The sequence below is a fragment of the Leucobacter sp. UCD-THU genome (assembly GCF_000349545.1).
Taxonomy (GTDB): Bacteria; Actinomycetota; Actinomycetes; order Actinomycetales; family Microbacteriaceae; genus Leucobacter; species Leucobacter muris.
Genome location: NZ_KB714604.1, coordinates 360,081 through 385,476, shown reverse-complemented (window position 1 = coordinate 385,476; position 25,396 = coordinate 360,081). Strand labels below are relative to the sequence as shown.

23 protein-coding genes are annotated in these 25,396 nt (G+C 70.5%); 5 read left to right on the top strand and 18 right to left on the bottom strand.

Annotated elements, in window-relative coordinates; all coding sequences use genetic code 11:
* Positions 1–2: 2 nt before the first annotated feature.
* The 5 genes from secD to leuA form a co-directional block, all read right to left on the bottom strand.
* Positions 3–1,856, bottom strand: a complete 1,854-nt coding sequence (gene secD, locus H490_RS29220) for a protein translocase subunit SecD (protein WP_031290261.1) — start codon at positions 1,854–1,856, stop codon at positions 3–5.
* 63 nt (positions 1,857–1,919) lie between these two features.
* Positions 1,920–2,381 carry a preprotein translocase subunit YajC gene (yajC, locus tag H490_RS29215; RefSeq protein ID WP_017885069.1) on the bottom strand — a complete coding sequence of 154 codons (462 nt, stop codon included), beginning with the start codon at positions 2,379–2,381 and terminating at the stop codon, positions 1,920–1,922.
* A 153-nt stretch (positions 2,382–2,534) separates the two neighbouring features.
* Positions 2,535–3,554, bottom strand: coding sequence for a Holliday junction branch migration DNA helicase RuvB (ruvB, locus tag H490_RS29210; RefSeq protein ID WP_017885068.1), 1,020 nt, complete (start codon positions 3,552–3,554; stop codon positions 2,535–2,537).
* Positions 3,551–4,180, bottom strand: a complete 630-nt coding sequence (gene ruvA, locus H490_RS29205) for a Holliday junction branch migration protein RuvA (protein ID WP_031290260.1) — start codon at positions 4,178–4,180, stop codon at positions 3,551–3,553. The genes ruvB and ruvA overlap by 4 nt, the downstream gene beginning before the upstream one ends.
* Positions 4,181–4,344: 164 nt before the next feature.
* Positions 4,345–6,135 (bottom strand): 2-isopropylmalate synthase, encoded by a 1,791-nt coding sequence (leuA, locus tag H490_RS29200; RefSeq protein ID WP_017885066.1) that lies wholly within the window; start codon positions 6,133–6,135, stop codon positions 4,345–4,347.
* Between the two features lie 243 nt (positions 6,136–6,378).
* On the opposite strand from leuA, the gene H490_RS29195 reads away from it, so the two are divergent.
* A complete protein-coding gene (locus H490_RS29195; protein ID WP_152424317.1) occupies positions 6,379–8,205 on the top strand; it encodes a DUF2207 domain-containing protein in 1,827 nt (608 codons plus the stop codon).
* Between the two features lie 91 nt (positions 8,206–8,296).
* Here the strand turns inward: H490_RS29195 and H490_RS29190 are convergent, their stop codons facing one another.
* The 12 genes from H490_RS29190 to lepA all read right to left on the bottom strand — a co-directional run bounded on the left by H490_RS29190 (position 8,297) and on the right by lepA (position 19,573).
* Positions 8,297–8,683, bottom strand: a complete 387-nt coding sequence (locus tag H490_RS29190) for a DUF5684 domain-containing protein (protein ID WP_017885064.1) — start codon at positions 8,681–8,683, stop codon at positions 8,297–8,299.
* A 24-nt stretch (positions 8,684–8,707) separates the two neighbouring features.
* Complete coding sequence (gene era / locus H490_RS29185; protein WP_017885063.1) at positions 8,708–9,676, bottom strand: GTPase Era; 969 nt, start codon at positions 9,674–9,676, stop codon at positions 8,708–8,710.
* Positions 9,673–10,569: a hemolysin family protein gene (locus H490_RS29180; protein ID WP_017885062.1), complete on the bottom strand. Its 897-nt coding sequence runs from the start codon at positions 10,567–10,569 to the stop codon at positions 9,673–9,675. Before H490_RS29180 ends, era begins: the two co-directional genes overlap by 4 nt.
* Entirely contained in the window at positions 10,566–11,030 is a 465-nt protein-coding gene (gene ybeY / locus H490_RS29175) for an rRNA maturation RNase YbeY (protein WP_017885061.1), read from the bottom strand. Before ybeY ends, H490_RS29180 begins: the two co-directional genes overlap by 4 nt.
* Positions 11,027–12,058, bottom strand: a complete 1,032-nt coding sequence (locus tag H490_RS29170) for a PhoH family protein (RefSeq protein WP_017885060.1) — start codon at positions 12,056–12,058, stop codon at positions 11,027–11,029. Before H490_RS29170 ends, ybeY begins: the two co-directional genes overlap by 4 nt.
* A gap of 11 nt (positions 12,059–12,069) precedes the next feature.
* The gene (locus tag H490_RS29165; protein WP_017885059.1) at positions 12,070–12,420 is read right to left on the bottom strand and encodes a histidine triad nucleotide-binding protein; all 351 of its coding nucleotides are present in this window, start codon (positions 12,418–12,420) and stop codon (positions 12,070–12,072) included.
* 60 nt (positions 12,421–12,480) lie between these two features.
* Positions 12,481–13,248, bottom strand: coding sequence for a 16S rRNA (uracil(1498)-N(3))-methyltransferase (locus tag H490_RS29160; protein ID WP_017885058.1), 768 nt, complete (start codon positions 13,246–13,248; stop codon positions 12,481–12,483).
* A 7-nt stretch (positions 13,249–13,255) separates the two neighbouring features.
* Positions 13,256–14,353 (bottom strand): molecular chaperone DnaJ, encoded by a 1,098-nt coding sequence (gene dnaJ / locus H490_RS29155; protein ID WP_017885057.1) that lies wholly within the window; start codon positions 14,351–14,353, stop codon positions 13,256–13,258.
* A gap of 70 nt (positions 14,354–14,423) precedes the next feature.
* On the bottom strand, positions 14,424–15,461 hold the full coding sequence (hrcA, locus tag H490_RS29150) for a heat-inducible transcriptional repressor HrcA (protein WP_017885056.1): 1,038 nt from the start codon (positions 15,459–15,461) through the stop codon (positions 14,424–14,426).
* Positions 15,462–15,632: 171 nt separating this feature from the next.
* Entirely contained in the window at positions 15,633–16,871 is a 1,239-nt protein-coding gene (hemW, locus tag H490_RS29145) for a radical SAM family heme chaperone HemW (RefSeq protein ID WP_031290256.1), read from the bottom strand.
* Positions 16,852–17,709, bottom strand: coding sequence for a DUF1990 family protein (locus H490_RS32860; RefSeq protein WP_017885054.1), 858 nt, complete (start codon positions 17,707–17,709; stop codon positions 16,852–16,854). The genes hemW and H490_RS32860 overlap by 20 nt, the downstream gene beginning before the upstream one ends.
* A 10-nt stretch (positions 17,710–17,719) precedes the next feature.
* Entirely contained in the window at positions 17,720–19,573 is a 1,854-nt protein-coding gene (lepA, locus tag H490_RS29135) for a translation elongation factor 4 (RefSeq protein ID WP_031290255.1), read from the bottom strand.
* Between the two features lie 331 nt (positions 19,574–19,904).
* Here lepA and H490_RS29130 point away from each other — a divergent pair, with 331 nt between their 5' ends.
* The 4 genes from H490_RS29130 to rpsT all read left to right on the top strand — a co-directional run bounded on the left by H490_RS29130 (position 19,905) and on the right by rpsT (position 24,036).
* A complete protein-coding gene (locus H490_RS29130) occupies positions 19,905–21,710 on the top strand; it encodes a hypothetical protein (RefSeq protein ID WP_031290253.1) in 1,806 nt (601 codons plus the stop codon).
* Positions 21,711–21,768: 58 nt separating this feature from the next.
* Positions 21,769–22,863: an ATP-binding protein gene (locus tag H490_RS29125; RefSeq protein ID WP_017885051.1), complete on the top strand. Its 1,095-nt coding sequence runs from the start codon at positions 21,769–21,771 to the stop codon at positions 22,861–22,863.
* Positions 22,860–23,552 (top strand): response regulator transcription factor, encoded by a 693-nt coding sequence (locus H490_RS29120; RefSeq protein ID WP_017885050.1) that lies wholly within the window; start codon positions 22,860–22,862, stop codon positions 23,550–23,552. The genes H490_RS29125 and H490_RS29120 overlap by 4 nt, the downstream gene beginning before the upstream one ends.
* A 223-nt stretch (positions 23,553–23,775) precedes the next feature.
* Positions 23,776–24,036: a 30S ribosomal protein S20 gene (gene rpsT / locus H490_RS29115; protein WP_017885049.1), complete on the top strand. Its 261-nt coding sequence runs from the start codon at positions 23,776–23,778 to the stop codon at positions 24,034–24,036.
* Positions 24,037–24,239: 203 nt separating this feature from the next.
* On the opposite strand, the gene holA is transcribed toward rpsT, so the two are convergent.
* A complete protein-coding gene (holA, locus tag H490_RS29110) occupies positions 24,240–25,247 on the bottom strand; it encodes a DNA polymerase III subunit delta (protein WP_017885048.1) in 1,008 nt (335 codons plus the stop codon).
* Positions 25,248–25,396 lie beyond the last annotated feature (149 nt).

The window sequence follows — 25,396 nt, the reverse complement described above, 5'->3', positions numbered from 1 at the left end:
GCTTAGCTCTCCTTTCCGGTGTTGGCGGTCTCGAGCGAGATGCCCTGCTCCGCCGCCTTGCGCTCGGCGATGGTCTGCCGGCGCTCGGCCTCCTTCTGGCTGCGCGCGTTCTTCTTGCCCGCGCCCTTGGCGGCGATGACAGGCTCGCGGAACTGGGCGCGGCCTCGGTACACCGCGCCGAGGCGCTGGGGATCGAGACCCGACGCGGGGTGGCCCGAGCGGTAGAAGCGGGTGCGGGCCAGCAGCGTCATCATCGGGTGCGTGAAGAGCGCGACCACGAGCACGTCGACGAGCGTCGTGAGGCCGAGCGTGAACGCGAAGCCCTTCACGTTGCCGACCGCGAGGATGAAGAGGATCACCGCGGCGAGCAGGTTGACGCCGTCCGAGGCGAGCACCGTACGGAAGGCCCGCTTCCAGCCGTGCTCCACCGCGCTCTCGATGCTGAACCCGTCGCGCAGCGCGTCGCGGATGCGCTCGAAGTAGACGATGAAGGAGTCGGCGGTGAAGCCGACCGCGACGATGATGCCCGCGACGCCCGCGAGCGAGAGCCGGTAGCCCTGCCTCCACGAGAAGAAGGTGAGCAGCAGGTAGGTGAGCACCGCGGCGATCGCGAGGGACGCGATGGTGAGCGAACCGAGGGCCCGGTACTGGAAGATGGAGTAGACGACCACGAGCAGCAGGCCGATCAGACCGGCGAGCAGGCCCGCCTGCAGCTGGTTCGTGCCGAGCGTCGCCGAGATGTCCTCCTGGCTCTGCACGGTGAAGTCCATCGGCAGTGCGCCGAACTTGAGCTGATCGGCGAGCGCCTGCGAGGACTCCTGCGTGAAGCTGCCGCTGATCGAGGGGCGTCCGTCGAGGATCTGGCCGTTCATGGTGGGAGCCGAGAGCACGCTGCCGTCGAGCACGAAGGCGAAGCGGTTCTGAGGCTCGGCAGCACCGTAGAGGCGCGTGCTGATCTTGCCGAAGGTATCGGCGCCCTGGCTGTTCATGGTGATCTGCACGACCCACTCGCCGGTCGTCGCACCGGTGTTGGTGGTGCCCATCTGCGCGACCGCGTCGGTGATGACATCGCCGCTCAGCTCGACCGGGCCGAGGATGAACTTCTCCATGCCCGCGTCGTCGCAGGTGATGAGGGGTCGGTCGGCCGCCGCTTCGCGGGTGTCGAGCGCGGCCTCGGAGTCGCAGCTGAACGCGTCGAACTGCTGCTGCAGCGCGGGGGTGATCCAGGCCATGTCGCCGGCTTCGGTGGGCAGCGGATCGGGATCCACGTCGCCCGCGTCGGCAGCGGCGTCGTCGGCCGTCTCGGCGTCGTCGGCCTGCTCGTCGGTCGCGGTCGTCTCGGACGACTGCTCGTCGGCGGCAGCGGCATCCGACGAGTCCTCCGCGTCGGCCGTCTCGCCCTCGGGGGTCGCCGCCGCGTCGTCGCCCTCGGCCTGCTGCTGCAGCTGCTCGAGGTCGACACCCATGCCCGTGGCGAGCACCGGGCGGAAGTCGAGCTTCGCCGAGGCCTCGATGCGCTGCAGCGTGGCTTCGTCGGCCTTACCGGGGATCGACACCGAGATGTGCTGGCCGCCCTGCGTGGTGATCTCGGCCTCGGAGACGCCGGCGGCGTCGACGCGCTGGCGGATGATCGAGACGGCCTGCTGCAGCTGCTCGCCGCTGACCGCCTGGCCGTCCGTCTGCTCGGCTGCGAGCAGGATCTGCGTGCCGCCCTGCAGGTCGAGTGCGAGCTTGGGCGTCCATGTCGCATCGCTGCGGAACACCCCGTAGGTGATGAGGCCCGCAAGGCCGACGATGAGGACCAGGAGGAATACGAGGGAGCGACGAGCCCTCCGCACCGCGGGTGTGGACGCCAAGACTTACTGCTTTCTCTATGGGTGAAGTGGAAGGTGCCGCGGTCCCCTCCCGCGGCGCGCGGATCAGGCCTTGGGAGCCTGCCCGTCGGTCTGGTCGTCGGCGTCGGGGCGCTCGGTCTCGGTCGAGTCGGCGCTGCCCTCAGCGGCGTCGGCACCGGTGGCGGGCTCGCCGGGAACGCCCTTGGCGAGGCGCTCGCCGAACTCGGGATCGTCGTCGGGGGCGAAGGAACCGGCGATCGGCTCGTCGGCGTCGGTGCTCTCGACCGGGGTGACGACCTGCGAGATGGCGTTGCGGTGCACGACCAGCGTGCTGGTGCCGCTGCGCACGACGGCGCGATTCTCTTCCTCGTCGATCGACTCGATGGTGCCGAAGATGCCCGACTGCAGCATCACCTCGGCGCCGGGGCGCAGGCCGTTCTGCAGCTCCTGCATCGCCTGCTGACGCTTCTTGCCGTTGCGGAACATGAAGAAGATCAGAACTGCGATGAGTCCGAACATGAGAATGCTGATCGGGTCGAGAGCCACGAGAGTCCTTTCGATGGGCGGTCCGGAAATGGAGCCGCGAGGCACAGATTTCATAAGCCTACCGTGCTTCGGCTGGAAAACCCGACGAACGGAAGGCCTCATCCGACGAAGCCGTACGGCTGGCTCTCAGGGAGCGGGCAGCGGCCCGGCGCCTCAGATGAGCGTGGGCGCGCCGTTCGGAGCGCCGGGCGGCGCGACGCCCACGTGCTCCCAGCCCAGCCGTGTCGCCACCCTGCCGCGAGGGGTGCGGGTCAGCAGACCGGTGCGCACGAGGAAGGGCTCGACGACCGCCTCGATCGTCTCGGCCTCCTCGCCCACCGAGACCGCGAGCGTCGAGAGGCCCACCGGCCCTCCCGAGAACCGTTCGACCACCGCGCGCAGCACCTCGCGGTCGAGACGGTCGAGGCCGTGCTGGTCGACGTCGTAGAGGGCGAGTGCCGCCTGCACGCTGGCGGTGTCGCCGGGCGTCTCGTGCACGAGGCTGTAGTCGCGCACTCGGCGCAGCAGCCGGTTGGCGATACGAGGGGTGCCCCGGGATCGCCGGGCGATCTCGTCGACGCCCTGCTCCGACAGCGCGAAGTCGAGCAGGCCGGCCGCGCGGCGGACCACACTCGCGAGCTCGTCGTCGGAGTAGAACTCGAGATGCGCGGTGAAACCGAAACGGTCGCGCAGCGGATTGGGCAGCAGACCCGCCCGAGTGGTCGCGCCCACGAGCGTGAAGGGGGCGAGTTCGAGCGGCACCGACGTCGCGCCGGCGCCCTTGCCCACCATGATGTCGACCTTGAAGTCCTCCATCGCGAGGTAGAGCATCTCCTCGGCGCTGCGCGCCATGCGGTGGATCTCGTCGACGAACAGCACCTCTCCCGGCGTGAGGGCGGAGAGCACGGCTGCGAGGTCGCCGGCGTGCTGGATCGCGGGGCCGGACGTCTGGTGGAGCGGCTTGTCGAGTTCGGAGGCCACGATCATCGAGAGCGTGGTCTTGCCCAGTCCGGGCGGGCCCGCGAGCAGGATGTGGTCGGGGGTGTGCTGCCGCATGGTCGCGGCGTCGAGCAGCAGCCCGAGCTGGCGGCGCACCTTCGACTGGCCGACGAACTCCGAGAGCGTCGACGGGCGCAGCGCGCCCTCGTACCCCTGCTCGGACGGCGACGCCTGAGGCGAGAGCTCCCCCGTCATCGGCGTGCTCCGGCTCCGCTGCGAGCGGCCTGCAGCAGTGCGAGCGCGGCCCGCAGCAGACCCGCATGGTCGTCGGGGGCTCCGGCGTCGCGGGCGTCCTGCACGGCCTGGCGGGCATCCGATTCGGACCAGCCGAGGCCGACCAGGCCCTCGCTGACTGCGTCGGCGGCGCGCTGCACCGGGTCGCCGGGGGCCGTGTCGGGAGCGCCCGCATCGGCGAAGGCCGACTCGGGAAGCTTGCCCGCGAGCGAGACGACGATCAGCTTCGCCGTCTTGGGGCCGATGCCCGAGACCTTGCGGAACGGTTTCTCGTCCTCCGCGGCCACGGCGCGGGCGATCTCGGCGGGGCTCAACGACGAGAGCACTCCGAGCGCGCTGCGCGGTCCCACGCCCGAGACGGCGATGAGGTGACCGAACACGTCGAGTTCGTCCTGCGTGGCGAAGCCGAACAGGGTCAGCGAGTCCTCGCGCACCACGAGCGAGGTGTGCAGCGAGACCTCGTCGCCGACGACGGCCTGGGACACGCGCCCGCTGGGCATCTCCACGCGCATGCCGATCCCGCCGACACCCACGACGACCCAACCGGCGCCGGACGCGAGCACGGGCCCGCTTATCGAAGCAATCACGCACCCAGCCTAGAGTGCGCATCGGACGGAGGGGCTCGCGCCACACCGATCATTCGAATATATCTACGAACGACCGATGCATGCCGGCATGGCGCCTCGGCGGCGGTCTCACCGACTGCACCGGTGCGGGCCTCGCGCTCCCGCGAGGTCCGCACCGCACCGCTCTACGCGCCGTGGGCCGCCGCCGTGCGGGACACGCCGGCGGCGGAACCTTCCGCGTTCCGGCTGCGCACCGCCCGGTTCACAGCCGAGACGATCGCCTTGAGCGTCGCGCGCGTGGTATCGGGGTCGACGCCCACGCCCCACAGCCGCTGGCCGTCGACCTCGAGATCGACGTAGGCGGCGGCGACGGCATCGCCGCCCGAGCTCATCGCGTGCTCGACGTAGTCGAACAGCGTCACGGCGTGGCCGTTCTCGTTGATGCCCGTGATGAAGGCGTCGACCGGGCCGTTGCCGCGGGCGGTGAGCTGATGCTCCCCCTCGCCGTCGCGGTAGTCGACGGTGAGCTCGGTCACCCCGTCGCCCGCGCTCGTCGACGCGGTCCGGAACAGCTCGTAGCGGCCCCAGCGTTCGAACGACGAGTCGGTCGTGGGCAGGTACTCGTCCTGGAAGATGCGCCAGATCTCGTCGCTCGAGACCTCGCCGCCCTCGCTGTCGGTGAGCCCCTGCACCACCGCGCTGAACTCGATCTGCAGCCGGCGCGGCAGGTCGAGGTTGTGGTCGGTCTTCAGCAGGTAGGCGACGCCGCCCTTGCCCGACTGGGAATTGACCCGGATGACCGCCTCGTAGGAGCGCCCCAGATCCTTCGGGTCGACGGGCAGGTAGGGCACGGCCCATTCGATGTCGTCGATCGCCGTGCCCGCGGCCTCGGCGTCCTGCGCCATGCGCTCGAAGCCCTTCTTGATGGCGTCCTGATGCGAACCCGAGAACGCCGTGTAGACGAGGTCGCCGGCCCACGGGCTGCGCTCGGGCACCCGCAGCTGGTTGCAGTACTCGGCGGTGCGACGCACCTCGTCGAGGCGGGAGAAGTCGATCTGGGGGTCGATGCCCTGGGTGAACAGGTTGATGCCGAGGGCGACGAGGTCGACGTTGCCCGTGCGCTCCCCGTTGCCGAAGAGGCACCCCTCGATGCGATCCGCACCTGCCATGTAGCCGAGCTCGGCCGCCGCAATGGCCGTGCCGCGGTCGTTGTGAGGGTGCAGCGAGAGGATGACGTTCTCGCGGTGGTTCAGGTGGCGGCTCATCCACTCGATCGAGTCGGCGTAGACGTTCGGGGTCGCCATCTCGACCGTGGCGGGCAGATTGATGATGACCTTGCGCTCGGGCGCGGGCTCGAAGATCTCGAGCACGTCGTTGCACACCTCGACCGCGTACTCGAGCTCGGTGCCGGTGTACGACTCGGGCGAGTACTCGTAGTAGATGTCGGTGCCCGCGCAGATCGACTCGCTCGCCCGGCAGAGCTTCGCGCCCTCGGTGGCGATCTCCTTGATGCCCTCGCGGTCGGAGCGGAACACCACGTCGCGCTGCAGGATGCTCGTGGAGTTATAGAGGTGCACGATGGCCTGCTTGGCGCCGACGAGCGACTCGTAGGTGCGCTTGATCAGGTGCTCGCGCGCCTGGGTGAGCACCTGGATGGTGACGTCGCCGGGGATCGCGTCGTCTTCGATGAGCTGCCGCACGAAATCGAAGTCGGTCTGACTGGCCGAGGGGAACCCGACCTCGATCTCCTTGTAGCCCATCTTGACGAGCAGGTCGAACATGATGCGCTTGCGCTCGGGGCTCATGGGATCGATGAGCGCCTGATTGCCGTCGCGCAGGTCGACGGCGCACCAGCGGGGGGCCTCGGTGATGCGCTTCGCGGGCCACGTGCGGTCCGGCAGGTCGACCGCGATGATCTCGTGGAACGGGCGGTAGCGATGGACCGGCATGCCGGAGGGCTTCTGCGTGTTCTTCATGGGCTCGTACTCTCTCGTCTCAATAACTCTTGCTCAGCCAAACACGAACACCGCGACGAGGGAGGCCTGGGACTAGGACTCGTCGCGGCAGCTAAGGAGAAGCGAGCCGAACAGCATGCAGCCACTATACCACCGCCGCGTGGGCCGCTCGCTCGCCCGCAGCGCCTCGCCGGGCCGCCGGGCTCGCCGTCGCGTCGGCATCCGGCGGGGCGCGTCGAGGCAGAACCTCATAGGGTGGAACGCATGAGGACGATGCGCGGAAAGCTGTTCGGGATCGCGATCGCGGTGCTCGGGATCACGGCGGGGCTGTTCGGGATCGGGCCGGTCGCGCTCGCCGGATCCGCGCCGCCCGCGCACGCGAGCGTCGACGATTTCAGCTACGACGGCTGGCGGGTGGAGTACCGGATCGGCACCGACGACGAGGGGCGCGCGATCGCGCGCGTCACGGAGACGCTGACGGCCCGCTTCCCCGACTTCGATCAGAACCGGGGTCTCGTGCGCGGCCTCCCGATCGACTACGAGGGCTCGTCGACGGACCCCCGCGACTTCTCGGTGACGGATGCCGCCGGGGAGCCGGTGCCCTTCGACGTGGAGCGCGACGACGGTTTCGTCGCGGTGCTCACGGGCGACGACCGCTACGTGCACGGCGTGCAGACGTACGTGATCGAGTACACCCTCAGCGACGTGGTGCTCGCCCGCGACGACGGAAAGGCCGACGAGTTCTACTGGGATCTCACGGACTTCGAGCACCGGCAGCCGATCAACGGCTTCTCGGCGCAGATCTCCTTCTCCCCCGAGCTCGCCGAGCACCTGAACGGCGACGCGAGGTGCTACTCGGGCGCGGCGCACTCCACGCAGGAGTGCGCGATCAGCGAGGCCGGGGGCGAGTTCTCGGTCTCGGTCGCCGCACTCGATCCGCGCGAGGGCGTCACCGTCGCGATCGGGCTGGAGCCCGGCAGCGTCGCGCAGCCCCCGGCGCGCCTGCCGAACTTCGCCCTCGACACGCTGCCCTTCGCGGGCGGCGCCGCCGCGCTCGGAGTCGGCGTCGCCGGGCTGGTGTCGGTCCTGTCGCTGCGCCGCAAGCATCGCACGGCGCGCGGCACCATCGTCGCGCAGTACGACGTGCCGAACTACCTGCCCCCGCTCGTCGCGGCTCCGATCGTCGGCTCGACCTCGAACCCGGCGTCGGCGCAGCTCGTGCACCTCGCGGTGAACGGCACGCTCCGCATCGAGGACGGCGTCGCCGAGCAGGGCCTCTTCGGCCCGAAGCAGCCGCAGCCGGTGCTGCGGCTGGTCGACCCCGGGCGCGCGGTCGACCCCGTCGACCGCGAGGCGATGCTGCAGCTCTTCCCCCAGGCCGCTCCGGGTGCGGCGTTCACGATCCCGAAGCAGAGCGAGTCGTTCGCGTCGAAGATGCGCAAGCTGCAGTCGAGCGGGGTCGAGCAGGCCCGGAGTCGCGGTTACTTCCAGCGGCTGCACAGCCCGGCCGCGCGCGCGCTCGGCATCGTCGGCATCGTCGTCTCTGCGGGGCTGCTCGTGCTCTCGCTCGTCGGCATCGCCCAGCGCGGCAGCGTCGCGGGGCTCGTCGGCCTCGTCGCGGGCGGAATCGCGCTCGTGCTGTCGATCATCGCCGTGTGCCCCCAGCGCGTGCATACGCCGGCCGGGGCCGAGACCCGCGAGTACCTCGAGGGCGTGCGCGAGTTCATCAGGGTCGCCGAGGCGGATCGCATTCGGATGCTGCAGTCGTACTCCGGGGCGGAGCGACAGCAGGACGGCTCGGTCGACGTGATCCACCTCTACGAGAAGCTGCTGCCCTACGCGATGCTGTTCGGGCTCGAGAAGCAGTGGACGCGCACCCTCGCGGTGCGCTACGAGCAGAGTCCCGGCTACGTGCCGTACTGGTACCCGGCGGTCGCCATGCACGGCCTGGGCGCGTTCGACAGCACGATCTCGCAGTTCACGAGTTCGCTGAACTCGTCGGTGAGCTACACGTCGAGCAGTTCGGGAGGTTCGAGCGGGGGCGGCTTCAGCGGAGGCGGCGGGGGAGGCGGGTTCAGCGGCGGCCGGTAGCCCGCGGAGCGAAGCGAGGGGCGGTGCGCGGAGACGGCCTGGAATCGTAGGATCCCAGGCCGTCTCGGCTTCGACGCGGAGCGCAGTGGGCTTACGCTCGACGCTCGGAGTACTGGGCGCTGCCGAAGCCGATGATGAGGTAGCCGATCGCCGACAGCAGCCACAGCAGGAAGAAGGAGAAGACGCCGCCCTTGCCGAAACGCTCACCCAGGCGCAGCGCGACGAGGATGCCGAAGACGATGTTCACGATCGGGATCAGGTAGAGCAGCGCCGACCACGCCGAGTATCCCGCCACCTTGACGAGAATGAAGACGTTGACGATCGGGATGATCGCGAGGATGCCCGGGTACCCGGCCTTCGAGAACACCCGCCACAGCGCGATAGCGACGATGACGTACCAGATGATGGCGAAGACGCCGTACTCCTGGGTGAGCGCGGTGATCTGAGCCTGATCGGTGATGGATTCAGTGAGGTGCATACTCCAGACAATACTGGATACCGGTCAGAAACCGAGCCTTCCGAGCGCCTTCGGATCCCGCTGCCACTCCTTGAGCACCTTCACGCGCAGCGAGAGGTAGACTCGGCGCCCGAGCAGCGCTTCGATCTCGCGGCGGGCGCGCTCTCCCACGTCGCGCAGCCGCGATCCGCCCTTGCCGATCACGATGCCCTTCTGGCTGTCGCGCTCGACGTAGATGGAGGCGTAGATCTCGATCAGCCCGGGTTCGCCGTCCGATCCCTCGCGCTCCTCGCGGTCGTCGACCGTCGCGGCGAGCGAGTGCGGCAGCTCCTCGCGGGCGCCCTCGAGCGCGGCCTCGCGGATCAGCTCCGCGATGCGGTCGTCCTCGCCCTCGTCGGTGGTGGTCGCGCTCTCGTAGAGCGGAGGCGAATCCGGCATCAGGCCGAGCAGCACGTCGCTCAGCACGTCGAGCTGGTCGCGCGTGACGGATGAGATCGGCACCACCGCGTCCCACTCCCGCAGGGATCCGAGCCGGGTCAGCTGGTCGATGATCTCGCCCTTCGACGCCTCGTCGACCTTCGTGAGAATGGCCACCTTCCTGGCGCGCGGGAAGTCGTCGAGCCGCTCGTTGATGAAGCGGTCGCCCGGGCCGAGCTTCTCGTTCGCGGGCACGCAGAAGCCGATCACGTCGACGTCGCCGAGGGTCGCCTCGACGAGCGCGTTCAGCCGCTCCCCGAGCAGCGTGCGCGGGCGGTGGATGCCCGGGGTGTCGACGATGATGAGCTGTCCGTCGGGGCGGTGCACGATGCCGCGGATGGCGCGTCGCGTCGTCTGCGGCTTCGGGCTGGTGATGGCGATCTTCTCCCCGACGAGCGCGTTGGTGAGGGTCGACTTGCCCACGTTCGGCCGCCCCACGAACGAGACGAAGCCCGCGCGGAATCCGGCTCCCTCGCGCGCGGCCGCGTCGGCCCGCGCGCCGCCCTGCTCGGCGTGTTCTGAGCGCTGCTCGCTCATTCGTCTTCCTCTTCCTCTTCGGGCCCGACCCACCGGGCCACCACGGTCAGCAGGCGCTGCCGCTTGCGCTCGGTGTCGGCCGCGGTGAGCTCGATGCCGTCCACGGTGACGGTGTCGCCCGTCTCGGGCAGGCGGCCGAGATGCTTGGCCACGAGCCCGCTCACCGTGTCGACGTCTTCGTCATCGAGTTCGAGGCCGAACAGCTCGCCGAGGTCGTCGACCGAGAGGCGCGCGCTCACGAGGAACGATCCGTCCTCGCGCTCGGCGACCTCGGGCACTTCGCGGTCGTGCTCGTCGGCGATGTCTCCGAGCAACTCCTCGATCAGGTCTTCGAGGGTCACGAGACCCGAGATTCCGCCGTACTCGTCGACGACGAGCGCGAGATGATTCGACTCGCGCTGCATCTGCCGCAGCAGCTTGTCGGCGGGCTGCAGCTCCGGAACGAACATGGCCGGTTTCATGATGCGGGTGACCCGCTCGATCTCGGCCTCGTCGGGGCGACGCAGCACGAAGCCGCTCGCATCGCGCAGGTAGGCGATGCCCGCCACGTCGTCGGGTCCGCCGGTGACGACGGGCATGCGCGAGTGCCGGGAGGTCAGCAGGGCCTCGAGCGCCTCGCGCACCGACTGCGTCGCGTCGACCGTGATCATGTCGGTGCGCGGTACCATGAGCTCGCGTACGAGGGTGTCGCGGAACTCGACCACGGAGTGGATCACGTCTCGATCGTCGTCCTCGAGCAGATCCTGCTCGGCGGCCCGATCCACGATCGAGAGCAGCTGCTCCTCGTCGCGCACCCGGCCGCGGCCGAGCGCGACGAGCCCGCCGATGCGCTTCGCGGTGGCCGAGAGCCTGCGCGGCAGCGGCACGGAGCCGGTGGGAGGGTCGACGCTCACTTGCGGCCCCGTTCGCGCATCGCGAAGGAGAGCAGCAGGTCGCGCTGCAGGCCGAACATCTCGGCCTCCTCGTCGGGGGCGGCGTGGTCGAAGCCGAGCAGGTGCAGCATGCCGTGCGTGAGCAGCACCGACATCTCCTGCTCGAGGTCGTGCCCCGCGGCCTCGGCCTGCACCTCGGCCACCTGCGGGCAGATCACCACGTCGCCGAGCAGGCCGGCGGGGGTGCGCGCGTCGACCCGTCCCGGGCGCAGCTCGTCCATGGGGAAGCTCAGCACGTCGGTGGGGCCGGGCTCGTCCATCCACTGCACGTGCAGTTGCTCGATCGCCGCCTCGTCGACCATCACCACGCCGAGCTCGGTGTCGGGGTGCACGTGCAGCGACTCGAGCACGAAGGCGGCGAGCCGCTGCAGTCGCGACTCGTCGACTTCGACGCCCGACTCGTTGTTGATCTCGACGCTCACTCGGCGTCTCCCTTCTGCCTGTTCTGGTCGTAGGCCGAGTAGGCGTCGACGATGCGGCTCACCAGGTTGTGGCGCACGATGTCGTCGGAGCCGAGCTCGGCGAAGTGGATGTCGTCGACCCCGCGCAGGATGCGGTCCACCACGCGCAGGCCGCTCGCCGCGATCGGCAGGTCGATCTGGGTGATGTCGCCCGTGACCACCATCTTCGATCCGTAGCCGAGGCGGGTGAGGAACATCTTCATCTGCTCGGGCGTCGTGTTCTGCGCCTCGTCGAGGATCACGAACGATTCGTTGAGAGTGCGCCCGCGCATGTAGGCGAGCGGTGCGACCTCGATGGTGCCGCTCGCGAGCAGCTTGGGCACGACCTCGGGGTCCATCATCGAACCGACAGCGTCGAACAGGGGGCGCAGGTAGGGGTCGATCTTGTCCTCGAGCGTGCCTGGCAGGTAGCCCAGCCGCTCGCCGGCCTCGACGGCGGGGCGCGTGAGGATGATCTTCGCGACCTCGCGCCGCTGCAGGGCCTGCACGGCCTTCGCCATCGCGAGATAGGTCTTGCCCGTACCGGCGGGGCCGATGCCGAAGACGATGGTGTGGTCGTCGATGGCGTCGACGTAGGCCCGCTGCCCGCGGGTCTGGGGCCTCACGGCGTGTCCGCGCACCGTGAGGATCGGTTCGCTGAGCACCTGCGCCGCGGTGGGACCGTTGCCCTCGTGCACCATTCGGGTGACCTCTTTCACATCGTGGCGCGAGACGGCGCCGCTGAGCTTCGCGATCTGCAGGATCTCCTCGACCACCTGCTCCGCCGTGCGCACGGCTGAGGCGGGGCCCCGCATGGTGAGCACCTGATCGCGGGCATGGAACGAGACGAGCGGATGCTGCGCCTCGAGGTCGGCGATGAGCTGGTCGCGGTGGCCGAGGAAGGACGCCAGGTCGACGCCCGCCAGCAGCACCGTGCGCTGCAGCTCGGGTTCGGAACCCGCCTGCGGGGCTCTGCCTTCGCCCGTCGATCGCGCGTCAGTCGAGTTCACGGACTCCCTCTCTAGGATCCAATGAGCGAGCGCTCCTCGAACTCGCCGGCGAGCACGTGCGCGTGCACGTGGAACACCGTCTGACCCGCGCTCGCCCCGTTGTTGAAGATGATCCTGAACTCGCCGTTCGCGCGCTCGTCGGCGAGGCGCTTCGCGACGGCGATCATCTCGGCGAGCAGCTCGGGATCGGCCGCCGCGAGCTCGGCGACGTTCTCGTACTGCGAGGTCTTGGGGATCACGAGGATGTGCACCGGCGCCTGCGGCGCGATGTCGGGGAACGCGATGACGCGCTCGGTCTCCGCGAGGATCTCGACCGGGATCTCGCCGGAGGCGATCTTGCCGAAGATGGTGTCCTGTGCCATGGGTCCAGTCTAACGCCGCGCCGCCGAGAGCCGGGCGTGCGCCGCCGACACTCGCACGCGCTACCAGCGCCCGAGGGCCGCGCCGAGCACCGCGAGCGCTGCCGGGCCGGCCGACGATGTGCGCAGCACCGTGTCCCCGAGCACGAGCACACTCGCGCCGGCCGCCTCGAGCGCGTCGAGCTCGCCATCGGCGAAGCCGCCCTCGGGGCCCACGACGAGCACGATCCGCTGCGCCGAGCGGGCCGCCGCTCCCCCGGCCCACGCCACGAGGCGCCGCCCGCTCCGCGGATGCAGCGCCACGACCTCCGCGTCGGCCTCCGTCGCCATGCGGCACAGATCATCGAGCGACACGGGTGGCGCCACCCGCGGCACGCGCGCCCGCAGCGACTGCTTGGACGCCTCGCGCGCGACCCGCGCCCACTTCGCGACGCCCTTCGCCGACTTCTCGGAGCCGCCCGCGCCATCCCAGCGCGACACCGATCGCGCAGCCTGCCAGGGCACGATCTCGTCGACGCCGAACTCGGTGGCCTGCTCGACCGCGCGCTCGTCGCGGTCGCCCTTGGCGAGCGCTTGCACGAGCACGAGGCGCTGCGTCGGCTCGGGCGCCGCCTCCACCCGCTCGATGCGCACGGCGAAACGATCCTTCGCCACCTGCTCGGCCACCCCCGCGCCGAGAGTGCCTGCGCCGTCGCCCAGGAGGATCCGTTCCCCCTGGCGCAGCCGGCTCACCCGCACCGCGTGGCGCGCCTCGTCGCCCGTCACCTCGACGAGCGCGCCCGGTGCGAGCTGCCCCGCCGCGAGATCCTCGCGGTAGTAGAGGTTGGCCATCGACCGCTTACCCCTGGCGGAAGAAACGGTCGCGCAGCTTGCCGAAGAAGCCCTGCTGGAACTCGCCGAGGTGCGGCGGCTCGTCGCTGCGCAGCGAGGCGAGCTGGCGCACGAGATCCTGCTCCCGCTTCGACAGCTTGGTGGGGGTGTTCACCTGCACGGCGATCTTGAGGTCGCCGCGGTTCGTGCTGCGCAGCGCCTGGATGCCGCGCCCGCGCACCGTGAGCACGTCGCCCGACTGGGTGCCCGGTGCGACCTCGACCTCCACCTCGCCGTCGAGCGCCTGCAGCTTCGCCGCGGTGCCGAGCACCGCGTCGGTCATCGAGACCTGCATCGTGCAGAGCAGGTCGTTGCCGTCTCGGCTGAACACGTCGTGGTGCATCACGCGGAACTCGATGAACAGGTCGCCGTTGGGACCGCCGCCCGGGCCGACCTCGCCGCCGCCGCGCATCTGCAGGCGCGTGCCGGTGTCGATGCCCGAGGGGATGTCGACGGGGATCGTGCGGCGCTCGCGCACGCGGCCCTTGCCGCCGCACTCCACGCAGGGGTGCTCGATGACCGTGCCGTAGCCGTGGCAGCTGCCGCAGGGGTGCATCGTCACGACGTTGCCGAACAGCGAGCGCACCTGGCGCTGCACCTGGCCCTGGCCGCCGCACACGTCGCACGTCACCGGATGGGTGCCCGGCTGGCAGCAGCTGCCCTGGCAGACCTCGCACAGCACGGCCGTGTTGACCGTGATGTCGCGCTGCACGCCGAAGATCACGTCTTCGAGGGAGACGTCGACGCGGATCATCGCGTCGTCGCCGCGCTCGGAGCGGGGGCGGGGGCCGCGCTGCGCGCCGCCGAAGCCTCCCCCGAAGAAGGTCTCGAAGATGTCGCCGAAGCCGGCGGCGCCGCCCTGGCCGCCTCCCATGTCGTAGCGCTGCCGCTGCTCGGGGTCGCTCAGCACGTCGTAGGCGTGGGTGACGTCCTTGAAGCGCTCTGCGGCGTCGTCGCTCGGGTTCACGTCGGGGTGCAGCTCGCGCGCGAGCCGGCGGTAGGCCTTCTTGATGTCTTCGGGCGTCGCCTCGCGCGGCACGCCGAGGGTCTCGTAGTGGTCGGCCACGTTGTGCTCCTCAGGGGTGTTGTTCGGTGAAAATGACGACCGGGCGAGACGGGGCGGGCGCCCCGCCGAGCTACTGCTCCTCGCCCAGGAAGCGGTTGAGATAGCGGGCGACCGCGCGCACGGCCGCGATGTTGCCGGCGTAGTCCATGCGCAGGGGCCCCAGCACGCCGAGACGCGAGACCGAGTCGGCCTCCTGCTCGTAGCTGGACGCGATCACCGAGGTGGCCGCGAGGCCGTAGGGGGCGTTCTCGCGGCCGATCGACGCGGCGACGTCGCGGCCGTCACGGGCGAGTTCGCCGAACAGCCGCAGCAGCACCACCTGCTCCTCGATCGCCTCCAGCACCGCGGGCAGCGAGCCCGCGAACTCGCCTGGCCGCGACAGGTTGGCCGCTCCGGCCACGGCGATGCGCTCGCTGCGGTTGGCCTGCAGCTGGCTGGCCACCACCGAGAGCACCCGGCGCACCAGCTCCGCCTCGGCGGGCTGCGCCCAGCCGTCGACGCCTTCGACGAGGCCCGTCACGGCGGCGACGGCCGTCTCCACGTCGGATCCCACCGCGGCCTCGGCGATCCGCTGCCTGAGACCGTGCACCCAGGCCTCGGTCACCTGCGAGGCCGGCAGCCACGCCACCTGCTGCTCGACGACGCCGCTGCCGAGGATGAGCACGCACAGCACCCGGTCCTCGCCGACCGCGACGAGATCGATGTGGCGCACCACTGTGCGCCGCAGCGACGGGTACTGGGCGACGGCCACCTGGTTGGTGAGCTGCGCGAGCAGCCGCACGGTGCGGGCCATCACGTCGTCGAGGTCGCTCGACTCGCCCAGGAAGCGCTCGATGGCGGATCGCTGCGCCGCGCTGACCGGGCGGATCGTCGCGAGCGTGTCGACGTAGAGCCGGTAGCCCTTGTCGGTGGGCACGCGCCCGGAGGAGGTGTGGGGCTGGGCGATCAGCTCGTCCTCTTCGAGCAGCGCCATGTCGTTGCGGATCGTGGCGGCGGAGACGCCGAAGCTGTGGCGGTCGACGATCGCCTTGGATCCGACGGGCTCATTGGAGGAGACGTAGTCGCTCACGATCGCGTGCAGCACCGCCAGGCTGCGCTCCGACACCATGTGACGCCTCTCCTTCTTGGCACTCGCCAACTCAGAGTGCCAAGTCTATCGCAGGCCGCACCGCGCTGCCGGCAGCGAATCACGCCGTCGGCGAAACCCAGCACGCGGGTGCGGCGGGAAGCGGCAGGGACCGGCCGCGACCCCCGAGCCGTCGGAAGCCGATCAGGACCGTCAGCCGAGGAGGCGGTGCACGACAGTGTCGGCGAGCAGGCGACCGCGCAGCGTGGGCACCACGCGCGCGATCCGCCCCGGCCCGGCGATCGCGGCCCGGCCGTCGATGAGCCCGTCGGCGATGAGCTGCGGGATCGCGCGGCGCTCATCGGGCCGCAGCACCTCGGCGGGCAGACCGTCGGCGATCCGCGTCTCCAGCAGCACGCGCTCCTCGCGGCGCGCGTCCTCGCTCAGCGTCTCGCGCGCGTGCGCCGGCGAGATCCCCGCCTCGATGCGCTGGGCGTAGGCGCCGGGGTGCTTCACGTTCCACCAGCGCACGCCGCCGATGTGGCTGTGGGCGCCAGGGCCGGCCGCCCACCAGTCCTCGCCCGTCCAGTACGAGAGGTTGTGCCGCGAGCGGGTCTGGGGGGTGCGCGACCAGTTGCTGATCTCGTACCAGGAGAAGCCCGCGGCGGCGAAGCGGGCGTCGGCGAGCTCGTACATCTCGGCGTGCAGGTCCTCGTCGGGCTCCGGCACCTCGCCGCGCCGGATCTGCGCCGCGAGCTTCGTGCCCGCCTCCACGATCAGGGCGTAGGCCGAGATGTGATCGGGGTCGGTCGCGAGCGCCGCGTCGATCGAGCGCTCCCAGTCGGCGAGCGACTCCCCCGGCGTGCCGTAGATCAGGTCGACGCTCACCTGCAGTCCCGCCTCGCGCGCCCACCGCGTCACGAGCGGGATCCGCTCGGGCGTGTGCGTGCGGTCGAGCGTGGCGAGCACGTGCGGCACCGCCGACTGCATGCCGAAGCTGACGCGGGTGAACCCCGCCTCCGCGAGGGTCGCGAGGTAGGCCGCGTCGACCGAATCGGGGTTCGCCTCGGTCGTCACCTCGGCCCCGGGCTCGAGACCCCACTCATCGCGGATCCGGCCGAGCATCGCCGCGAGATCGCTCGCGGGCAGCAGCGTGGGCGTGCCCCCGCCGAAGAAGACCGTGGACGCCCGGCGATCCGGCACCCCCGTCCGCCGCAGCACCTCCGCGCCGAAGGCCAGTTCGCGCTGCACCTGGCCGGCGTAGTCGTCGCGGCGGGTGCCGCCGAGCTCGCTCGCCGTGTAGGTGTTGAAGTCGCAGTACCCGCAGCGCACCCGGCAGTAGGGCACGTGCACGTAGACGCCGAAGCGCCGCTCTTCGGCGCCGTCGGCGACGCCGGAGGGCAGCGAACCGTCAGCCGGGGCGGGATCGCCCTCAGGCAGAATGCTCGGCATCGTCACCCGCATCCGCGCTGTCTCGGTCCGCGACCTCGGGGGCGACGGCGGCCGGGGCATCGGCGGCGGAGTCAGAGGCTTCGGCGTCGGGCTCGGGGGCCGCTTCGCCGGCGGGCTCGGGCTCGCCGGCGGGATCGGCCGGAGTGCCCGGATCCGCTGCGATGGCGGCGGGCCCGGCGAGATCCGCGACCGGCGCCGCACCCGGTGCGAGCGCCGCGAGCTGCGCCTTCACGGCCTCGACGGCGACGCGCAGATCGGCGCGCGCCTTGAGACCGAGCAGGCCGCTCTTCGGCGCTGCGAGGAAACCGCGCGCCACCGCCCAGACGGTGTCGTCGTCACGATGCTCGATCGTGAAGAGCTGCTCGCCCACGGCGCCCGCCTCATCGCAGGTGCCCCAGGCGAAGCCCGAGCGCCGCTCCTCATCGACGGTGTAGACGATGAGCACGCTGCGCGGATCCTGCCCCGGCGCGTGCAGCACGGCCGTGGTGCCGGCCACCAGGTACGGCTCTCCGTCGGGGCCGAACTGCTCCTCGACCTCGCCGGCGGCCTGCGGCTGGCCGCCGTCGTCGAAACTCACCCCGGCGTAGCGCGCACCCGAACCGCGCACCACATCGGCGACGGCGACGCCGCTGCCGCGCTGCGCACCCCAGGTCATCAGCAGGCTCGACGCCAGCAGGTAGCGCTCCTGCCCGCTGCCCAGGCGCAGCGACTCCTCGTAGGGCGTGGTGCCCTCCGGCGGGAAGCGCAGCAGATCGGGGGCCTTCGAAGCCCCCACCGCCGCGTAGGCGACCGGCATCTCGATGTGGCTGCTGCGCCGCGCGGGCTGCTCGTTGCTCATCGTCCGCCCCTTACTTCTTCGCGGTTTCCTTGCCGTCGACATCGCCCGAGAGCGCGGCGATGAAGGCCTCCTGCGGCACTTCGACGCGGCCCACCATCTTCATGCGCTTCTTGCCCTCCTTTTGCTTCTCGAGCAGCTTGCGCTTGCGGCTGATGTCGCCGCCGTAGCACTTGGCGAGCACGTCCTTCCGGATCGCGCGGATGGTCTCGCGGGCGATGACGCGCGCGCCGATCGCGGCCTGGATGGGCACCTCGAACTGCTGGCGCGGAATCAGCTTGCGCAGCCGCTCGGCCATCATCGTGCCGTAGTGGTAGGCGTTGTCGCGGTGCACGATCGCGCTGAACGCGTCGACCTTGTCGCCCTGCAGCAGGATGTCGACCTTCACGAGGTCGGCCTCCTGCTCGCCCATCGGCTCGTAGTCGAGGCTCGCGTACCCCTGGGTGCGGCTCTTCAGGTGGTCGAAGAAGTCGAACACGATCTCGCCGAGCGGCATGCTGTAGCGCAGCTCGACGCGCTCGCCGAGATACTCCATTCCCAGGAGGCTGCCACGCCGGCTCTGGCAGAGCTCCATGATGGCGCCGACGTAGTCCTTCGGGGCGAGGATCGCGGTCTTCACGACCGGCTCGCGCACGCTCGCGATCTTGCCGTCGGGGTACTCCGACGGGTTCGTGACCGTGACCTCTTTGCCGTCGTCGGTGGTGACCTGATAGATCACGCTCGGCGCGGTGGCGATGAGATCGAGGTCGAACTCGCGGCGCAGGCGCTCCGAGATGATCTCGAGATGCAGCAGGCCGAGGAAGCCGCAGCGGAAACCGAAGCCCAGCGCCACCGACGTCTCGGGCTCGTACTGCAGGGCCGCATCCGACAGCTTCAGCTTGTCGAGGGCCTCGCGCAGGATCGGGTAGTCGCTGCCGTCGAGCGGGTACAGGCCCGAGAACACCATCGGCTTCGGGTCGGTGTAGCCCGGCAGCGGATCCTGCGCCGACTTCAGCTTGGTGGTGACCGTGTCGCCCACCTTCGACTGGCGCACATCCTTCACGCCGGTGATGAGGTAGCCGACCTCGCCCACCGCAAGACCCTTCGTGGGCGTCGGACCGGGCGACGAGACGCCGATCTCCAGCGCCTCGTGCTCGGCCTTCGTCGACATCATGAGGATCTTCTCGCGCGGGGTGAGCCGCCCGTCGATCATGCGCACGTAGGTGACCACGCCGCGGTAGGGATCGTAGACGGAGTCGAAGATCATGGCGCGGGCGGGCGCGTCGATCTCGCCCACCGGCGCCGGGATGCGCTCGACCACGCGATCCAGCAGTTCCTCGACCCCGGCACCCGTCTTGCCCGACACCTTCAGGATGTCGGCCGGGTCGCCGCCGATCAGATCCGCGATCTCGCGCGCCACCCGCTCCGGGTCGGCCGCGGGCAGGTCGATCTTGTTGAGCACCGGGATGATCTCGAGATCGTTCTCCATCGCCAGGTACAGGTTGGCGAGCGTCTGCGCCTCGATGCCCTGCGCGGCGTCGACCAGCAGGATCGCCCCCTCGCACGCTGCGAGCGAGCGCGACACCTCGTAGCTGAAGTCGACGTGACCGGGGGTGTCGATCATGTTCAGGGCGTACTCGCCGCCGCCGAGCGACCAGTGCATCCGCACCGCCTGCGACTTGATCGTGATGCCGCGCTCGCGCTCGATGTCCATGTTGTCGAGGTACTGCGCGCGCATGTCGCGATCCGAGACGGTGCCCGTGATCTGCAGCATGCGATCGGCGAGGGTCGACTTGCCGTGGTCGATGTGCGCGATGATGCAGAAATTGCGGATCTGCGCGGGGTCGGTCGACGCCGGCACTGGGGGGTTCACACTGCGAGGAGACATTGCCCGCCATTATCCCACAGCGCAGCCGCTCCCTCCGCCGCGAATCGTTGCGACGCCCCGGATGCGAGGATTCCGCACGGGCCGTCGCCGCCCCCGTATGGAAACCGTGAGGATCGCCGCCGCCCGCCGCCCGCCGCGGTTCGATGAGAGGGTGAACCGACTCTCGACCACCTCGTCCCTCGAATGGACCGGCACCGACGACCCGCCGCCCCAGCCCGGCGCCGCGCCGATCCGCCGCTGGCTGCTCGCCGGCACCGCAGAGTCCCCCGGCCGCCAGACCGGTCCCCACGGCCAGCCCGAAGAGCACCGCCGCGCCCACTGGCTGCGAGTGATGTGCCTCACCGGCGTCGACTACTTCTCCACCCTCGGCTACCAGCCCGCGATCGCGGCGCTCGCCGCCGGCGCCGTCGCACCGATCGCGACCGTCGTACTCGTGCTCGTCACACTGCTCGGCGCACTGCCCGTCTACCGGCGCGTGGCGAAGGAGAGCCCGCACGGCACCGGATCGATCTCGATCCTCGCGAAACTGCTGCCCCGCTGGCGCGGCAAACTCGTCGTGCTCGTGCTGCTGGGCTTCGCGGCGACCGACTTCATCATCACCATCACCCTCTCCACCGCCGACGCCACCGCGCACCTCATCGAGAACCCCTTCGCCCCGGCCGCCCTGCACGGGCAGCAGGTGCTCGTCACCCTGCTGCTGCTCGCCGCCCTCGGCGCCGTGTTCCTCCGCGGCTTCCGCGAGGCGATCCGCCTGGCCACCGCGCTCGTGGCCGTGTTCCTCGCCCTCAACCTCGTCGTGCTCGCGGTCGCCGTCGCGCACCTCGTGTCGAACCCCGTCGTGATCGGCGACTGGTGGAGCACCCTCACCACGCAGCACGGCAACCCGATGCTCGTCGTCGCCGTCGCACTCCTCGTCTTCCCGAAGCTCGCCCTCGGCCTCTCCGGCTTCGAGACCGGCGTCGCCGTCATGCCCCAGATCAAGGGCGACGCGAGCGACACCGAGGCGCACCCGGAAGGGCGGATCCGCGGCGCCCGCCGGCTCCTCACCACCTCCGCGCTCATCATGAGCGGGTTCCTCATCGCCTCCTCGGTGACCACGGTCGCACTCATCCCGGCCGCAGAGTTCCAGGAGGGCGGATCCGCCAACGGGCGCGCCCTCGCCTATCTCGCGCACGCATACCTCGGCGAGGGCTTCGGCACCGTCTACGACCTCGTCACGATCGCGATCCTCTGGTTCGCCGGCGCCTCGGCGATGGCCGGCCTGCTGAACCTCGTGCCGCGCTACCTCCCCCACTACGGCATGGCCCCCGCGTGGACGCGGGCCACCCGCCCGCTCGTGCTCGTCTTCACCGCGATCGCAGTGCTCATCACCGTGATCTTCCAGGCCGACGTCAACGCGCAGGGCGGCGCCTACGCGACCGGCGTGCTCGTGCTCATCACCTCCGCGGCCGCCGCGGTCACCCTCGTGGCCCGCCGCAGGAGACAACGCGCAGCCACCGTCGGCTTCGGCATCGTGACCGCGGTATTCCTGTACACCACGATCGCGAACATCATCGAGCGCCCCGACGGCATCAAGATCGCCCTCTGCTTCATCGTGGGGATCGTGGTCGTGAGCTTCGTGTCGCGCGTCGCCCGCTCCACCGAGCTGCGCGCCACCTCCGTGCGGCTCGACACCGCAGCGACCGCCTTCGTCGAGGACTGCCCGCAGGGCGCGCTCCGGCTCATCGCCCACACACCGAACGACGTCAGCGCGAAGCGCTACCGGGCGAAGCTGGAGCACGCGCGGATCGCCCACGGCCTGCCCGACGACGACGTGCTGTTCATCGAGATCGAGATCGCCGACAGCTCCGACTTCGAGGGCGAACTGCTCGTGGAAGGCGTCGAACGCCACGGCTACCGGGTGCTCACCGCCCGCGGCAGCACCGTGCCCAACGCGATCGCCGCGATCGCGCTGCACCTGCGCCGAGCGGTCGGCTGCACCCCGCACGTCTACTTCCGCTGGACCGAAGGCCACCCGCTGCACCACCTGATCCGCTTCCTGCTCTTCGGAGACGGCGAGATCGCGCCGATGACCCGCGAGGTGGTGCGCGAAGCCGAGCCGGATGTCACCAGGCGGCCGTGGGTGCACGCCGCGTGACCCGCCGCCCGCCCCGGCACGGCATACAGTGGAAGCGGACGACGGAAGCGGGGACCGGATGAGCGTGCAGCGGGGACTGAGCGTGCGGCGCCAGCTCGGCGGCTTCGCGCTCGCGATCGGCGGCGGGCTGCTGCTGCTCCTCCCCCTCAGATCGCTGCACGGCCCCGAGACGATCACCGTCGAGGTGCTGAGCTACCAGCTGCTCGTCGTCGCGGTCGCGCTCGTCGGCGGCATCTGGCCCGCACTCGCCGCCGCCGCGTTCTCCGGCGTGGTGCTCGACATCGCGTTCATCGCGCCGTACCGCGAGATCACCATCGCCGACCCGATCCACCTGCTCGTGCTGCTCATGCACGTCGCCATCGCGGTGCTCGTGAGCTTCGTCGTGGGCCGCGGCGCCCGCACCCGGCGACGGCTGGAGGAGACCGTCGACGAGATCGAGACCGTCACCGGATCCGACCGCCTGCGCGGCGCGCTGCTCTCCGCTCTCAGCCACGACCTGCGCCGCCCACTCGCCTCCGCCACCGCCGCGGTCGGGGGCCTGCGCACCGCAGGATCCGCGCTCTCCGACGAGGATCGCGCGGCGCTCCTCGAAACCGCCGACGAAAGCCTCGCAGCGCTCAGCGCGCTCATCACCGACCTGCTCGACGCGAGTCGGCTGCAGTCCGGCGTGCTCGCGGTCGCGGAGATCGCGACCGACCCGGCCGAGGTGATCCTCCCCGCACTCGACGAGCTCGACCTCGGCCCCGGACAGGTGCGGCTGGCCCTCGGGCACGGCGACGCCCTCGTGCGCTGCGATCCGGTGCTGCTGCAGCGCGCCCTCGTCAACCTGATCGCCAACGCGGCACGCTACGCCCCCGCCGGCAGCCCCGTGCTCATCGAGACCGCGTCGCTCGACGGCCGCATCGACATCCGCATCATCGACGAGGGCCCCGGCATCCCCGCAGACCGCGTCGACCGGGTGTTCCTCCCGTTCCAGCGACTCGGCGACACCGACAACACGACCGGCCTCGGCCTGGGCCTCGCCCTCTCGCGAGGATTCGTCGAAGCGATGCGGGGCGAGCTGCGGCCCGAGCAGACGCCGACCACCGGCCTCACCATGATCGTCACGCTCCCCGCCGCCGACGCGCCGGGGCAGCAGGAGGGAGCGCCGTGAAGATCCTCATCGCCGACGACGACCCGCAGCTGCTCCGTGCACTGCGCATCACGCTCACCGCCAAGGGGTACGAAGTGCTCACCGCCACCGACGGCGCCGAAGCCGTGTCGCTGGCCGCCGACCACCGCCCCGAACTCGTGCTGCTCGACCTCGGCATGCCACGACTCGACGGCGTCGAGGTGATCCAAGCCATCCGCGGCTGGTCGGACACGCCGATCCTCGTCGTCTCCGGTCGTGCGGGCGCCGGCGACAAGGTGGAGGCGCTCGACGCCGGCGCCGACGACTACGTCGTGAAACCCTTCTCGATCGAGGAACTGCTCGCGCGAATCCGTGCGCTCACCCGCCGCCAGGCCGGGCAGGAGACCGCCCCGGTGGTGCGCTTCGGCGCCGTCACGATCGACCTCGCAGCTCACACCGCGGTCGAGGTCGCCGCGGGCGGCGAGCGGCGGATCCGCCTCACCCCCACCGAGTGGCAGATCATGGAACTGCTCATCCGCAACGCGGGAAAGCTCGTCACACGGCAGATGCTGCTCAGCAGGATCTGGGGCACCGAGCACGCCCGCGACACCGGCTACCTGCGGCTCTACCTGTCGCAGCTGCGCAAGAAGCTCGAACCCGACCCGTCGAGCCCGCGATACCTGCTCACCGAGCCCGGCATGGGGTACCGGCTGCAGCTCGACGCCGGATGAGCGGTGCGGCGCCTCGGCGCAGTGGGATGGTGGCGGACCGTGATCCGCTGCGATCCGGCATGATCCGCCGTGACACGGGCCGCCCCCGCGCGGCCTTCTCCGAAGCCGATCTGCTAGAGTTGATTCTTGGCTTGCGTGTGGTGACATCCACACAACCCGCAAGGTGCCCTCTCTCACCGCGCGGAACAACCGTCAACCTGTATGCAGAAGGACACTATTCAACGTGGCAAACATCAAGTCGCAGATCAAGCGCATCAAGACCAACCTCAAGGCGACCGAGCGCAACAAGGCCTACAAGAGCGAGCTCCGCACCGTCGTGCGTGCGACCCGCGAGGCCATCGCTGCCGGTGACAAGGCCGTGGCCGAGCAGAAGCTCGCCCTCGCCAGCAAGAAGCTGGACAAGGCCGTCTCGAAGGGCGTCATCCACAAGAACCAGGCCGCGAACCGCAAGTCGAAGCTCGCCACCCAGGTGGCCGCGCTCTAAGCGACCGGTTCTTCCGCAGTTTCACGAAAAGACCCCGCCAAGGCGGGGTCTTTTCGCGTCCCGGGCGGCTTCGCGCTCGCCCGCACGCGTTCGCACGCGGTCGCGCTCACCGAGTCGACACATTCGTACCGAGTCGGCCCACTATTCGCGCGAGAAGCAGGCCGACTCGGTAGAAGTAGGCCGTCTCGACGGGTGAGTGCGAGTCAGCGGCCGCGCTTCGCGACGAAGAGCAGGTACTTCTCCAGCGCGTACTCGGGGTCGCGGCTGCCGCCTTTCAGCAGCCACTCGGTCTCAGCGGCGAGGTCGATGCAGCGCGCGAGATCCTCCTCGCGCCAGCCGCGCACCTCGCGAAGCGCGCGATCCACCTGCCACGGCGCCATGCCGAGCTCCTTCGCCAGCTGACCGCCCGAGCCGACGGCGCCGTACACCCGCGCCATCGCCCGCACCTTCATGTTGAGCGCGGCGAGCATCGGAATGGGATCGGTGCCGGTCGACAGCGCCTGGCGCAGCAGCACGAGCGCATCGGCGGCCCGTCCCGCCGTCGCCGCGTCGGCCACCTTGAAGGCGTTGGTCTCGACCCGCCCCTCCGTGGCACGGTTCACTTCTTCCTCGGTGAGGCGCGAACCCGCATCCGAGACGAGCTGGGCGCAGGCGCCCGCGAGCTCGCCGATGCCGCCCGAGTAGGCCCCCACGATCATGCGCAGCGCGCCGGACGTGATCTGCGCACCCAGGCGGCGGAACTCGGCCTGCGCGAACGTCAGGCGATCCTGATCCTTCTTCACCTCGGCGCAGACGACCTCGATACCGCCGACAGCTCCCCCGCGCACCGCGTCGAGCAGCGCCTTGCCGCGCTGCCCTCCCGCGTGCCGCAGCACGAGCGTGGTGTCATCGGCAGGATCGGCGATGTAGCGCTTCGCATCCTCGATGAACGCGTCGGAGCACTTCTCGACGCCCTCCACCCGGATCAACCTCGGCTCGGCGAACAGCGACGGGCTCGCGATCGTGAACAGCTCGCCCGCGGTGTACGAGGCGGCGTCGACGTCGTGCACCTCGAGCTCGCGGTTCGCGTCGAGCAGGGCGGCCCGGATCGCCTGGCCCGCACGGTCGGCGAGGAAGGCCTCCGGCCCGCTCACCAGCACCACCGGCGCGGGGCGCGCCTCCGTCCAGTCGAGCTGCGGGATCTTGCTCTTCGCTCCACGTGCTGCTGCCACCCCTCAACCCTACTCGCCCGGTCGCCCTGACCCCTCCCACATCTCCCTCGCCCCTTCCCTCCGCTCCTCTCCCCTCCCCCGCACCAACCTCCTTCCTTCTCGCCCCACCTCGTCGAGGTCGCCCGGCTGGTCCTGTGAGCGTCGGGATA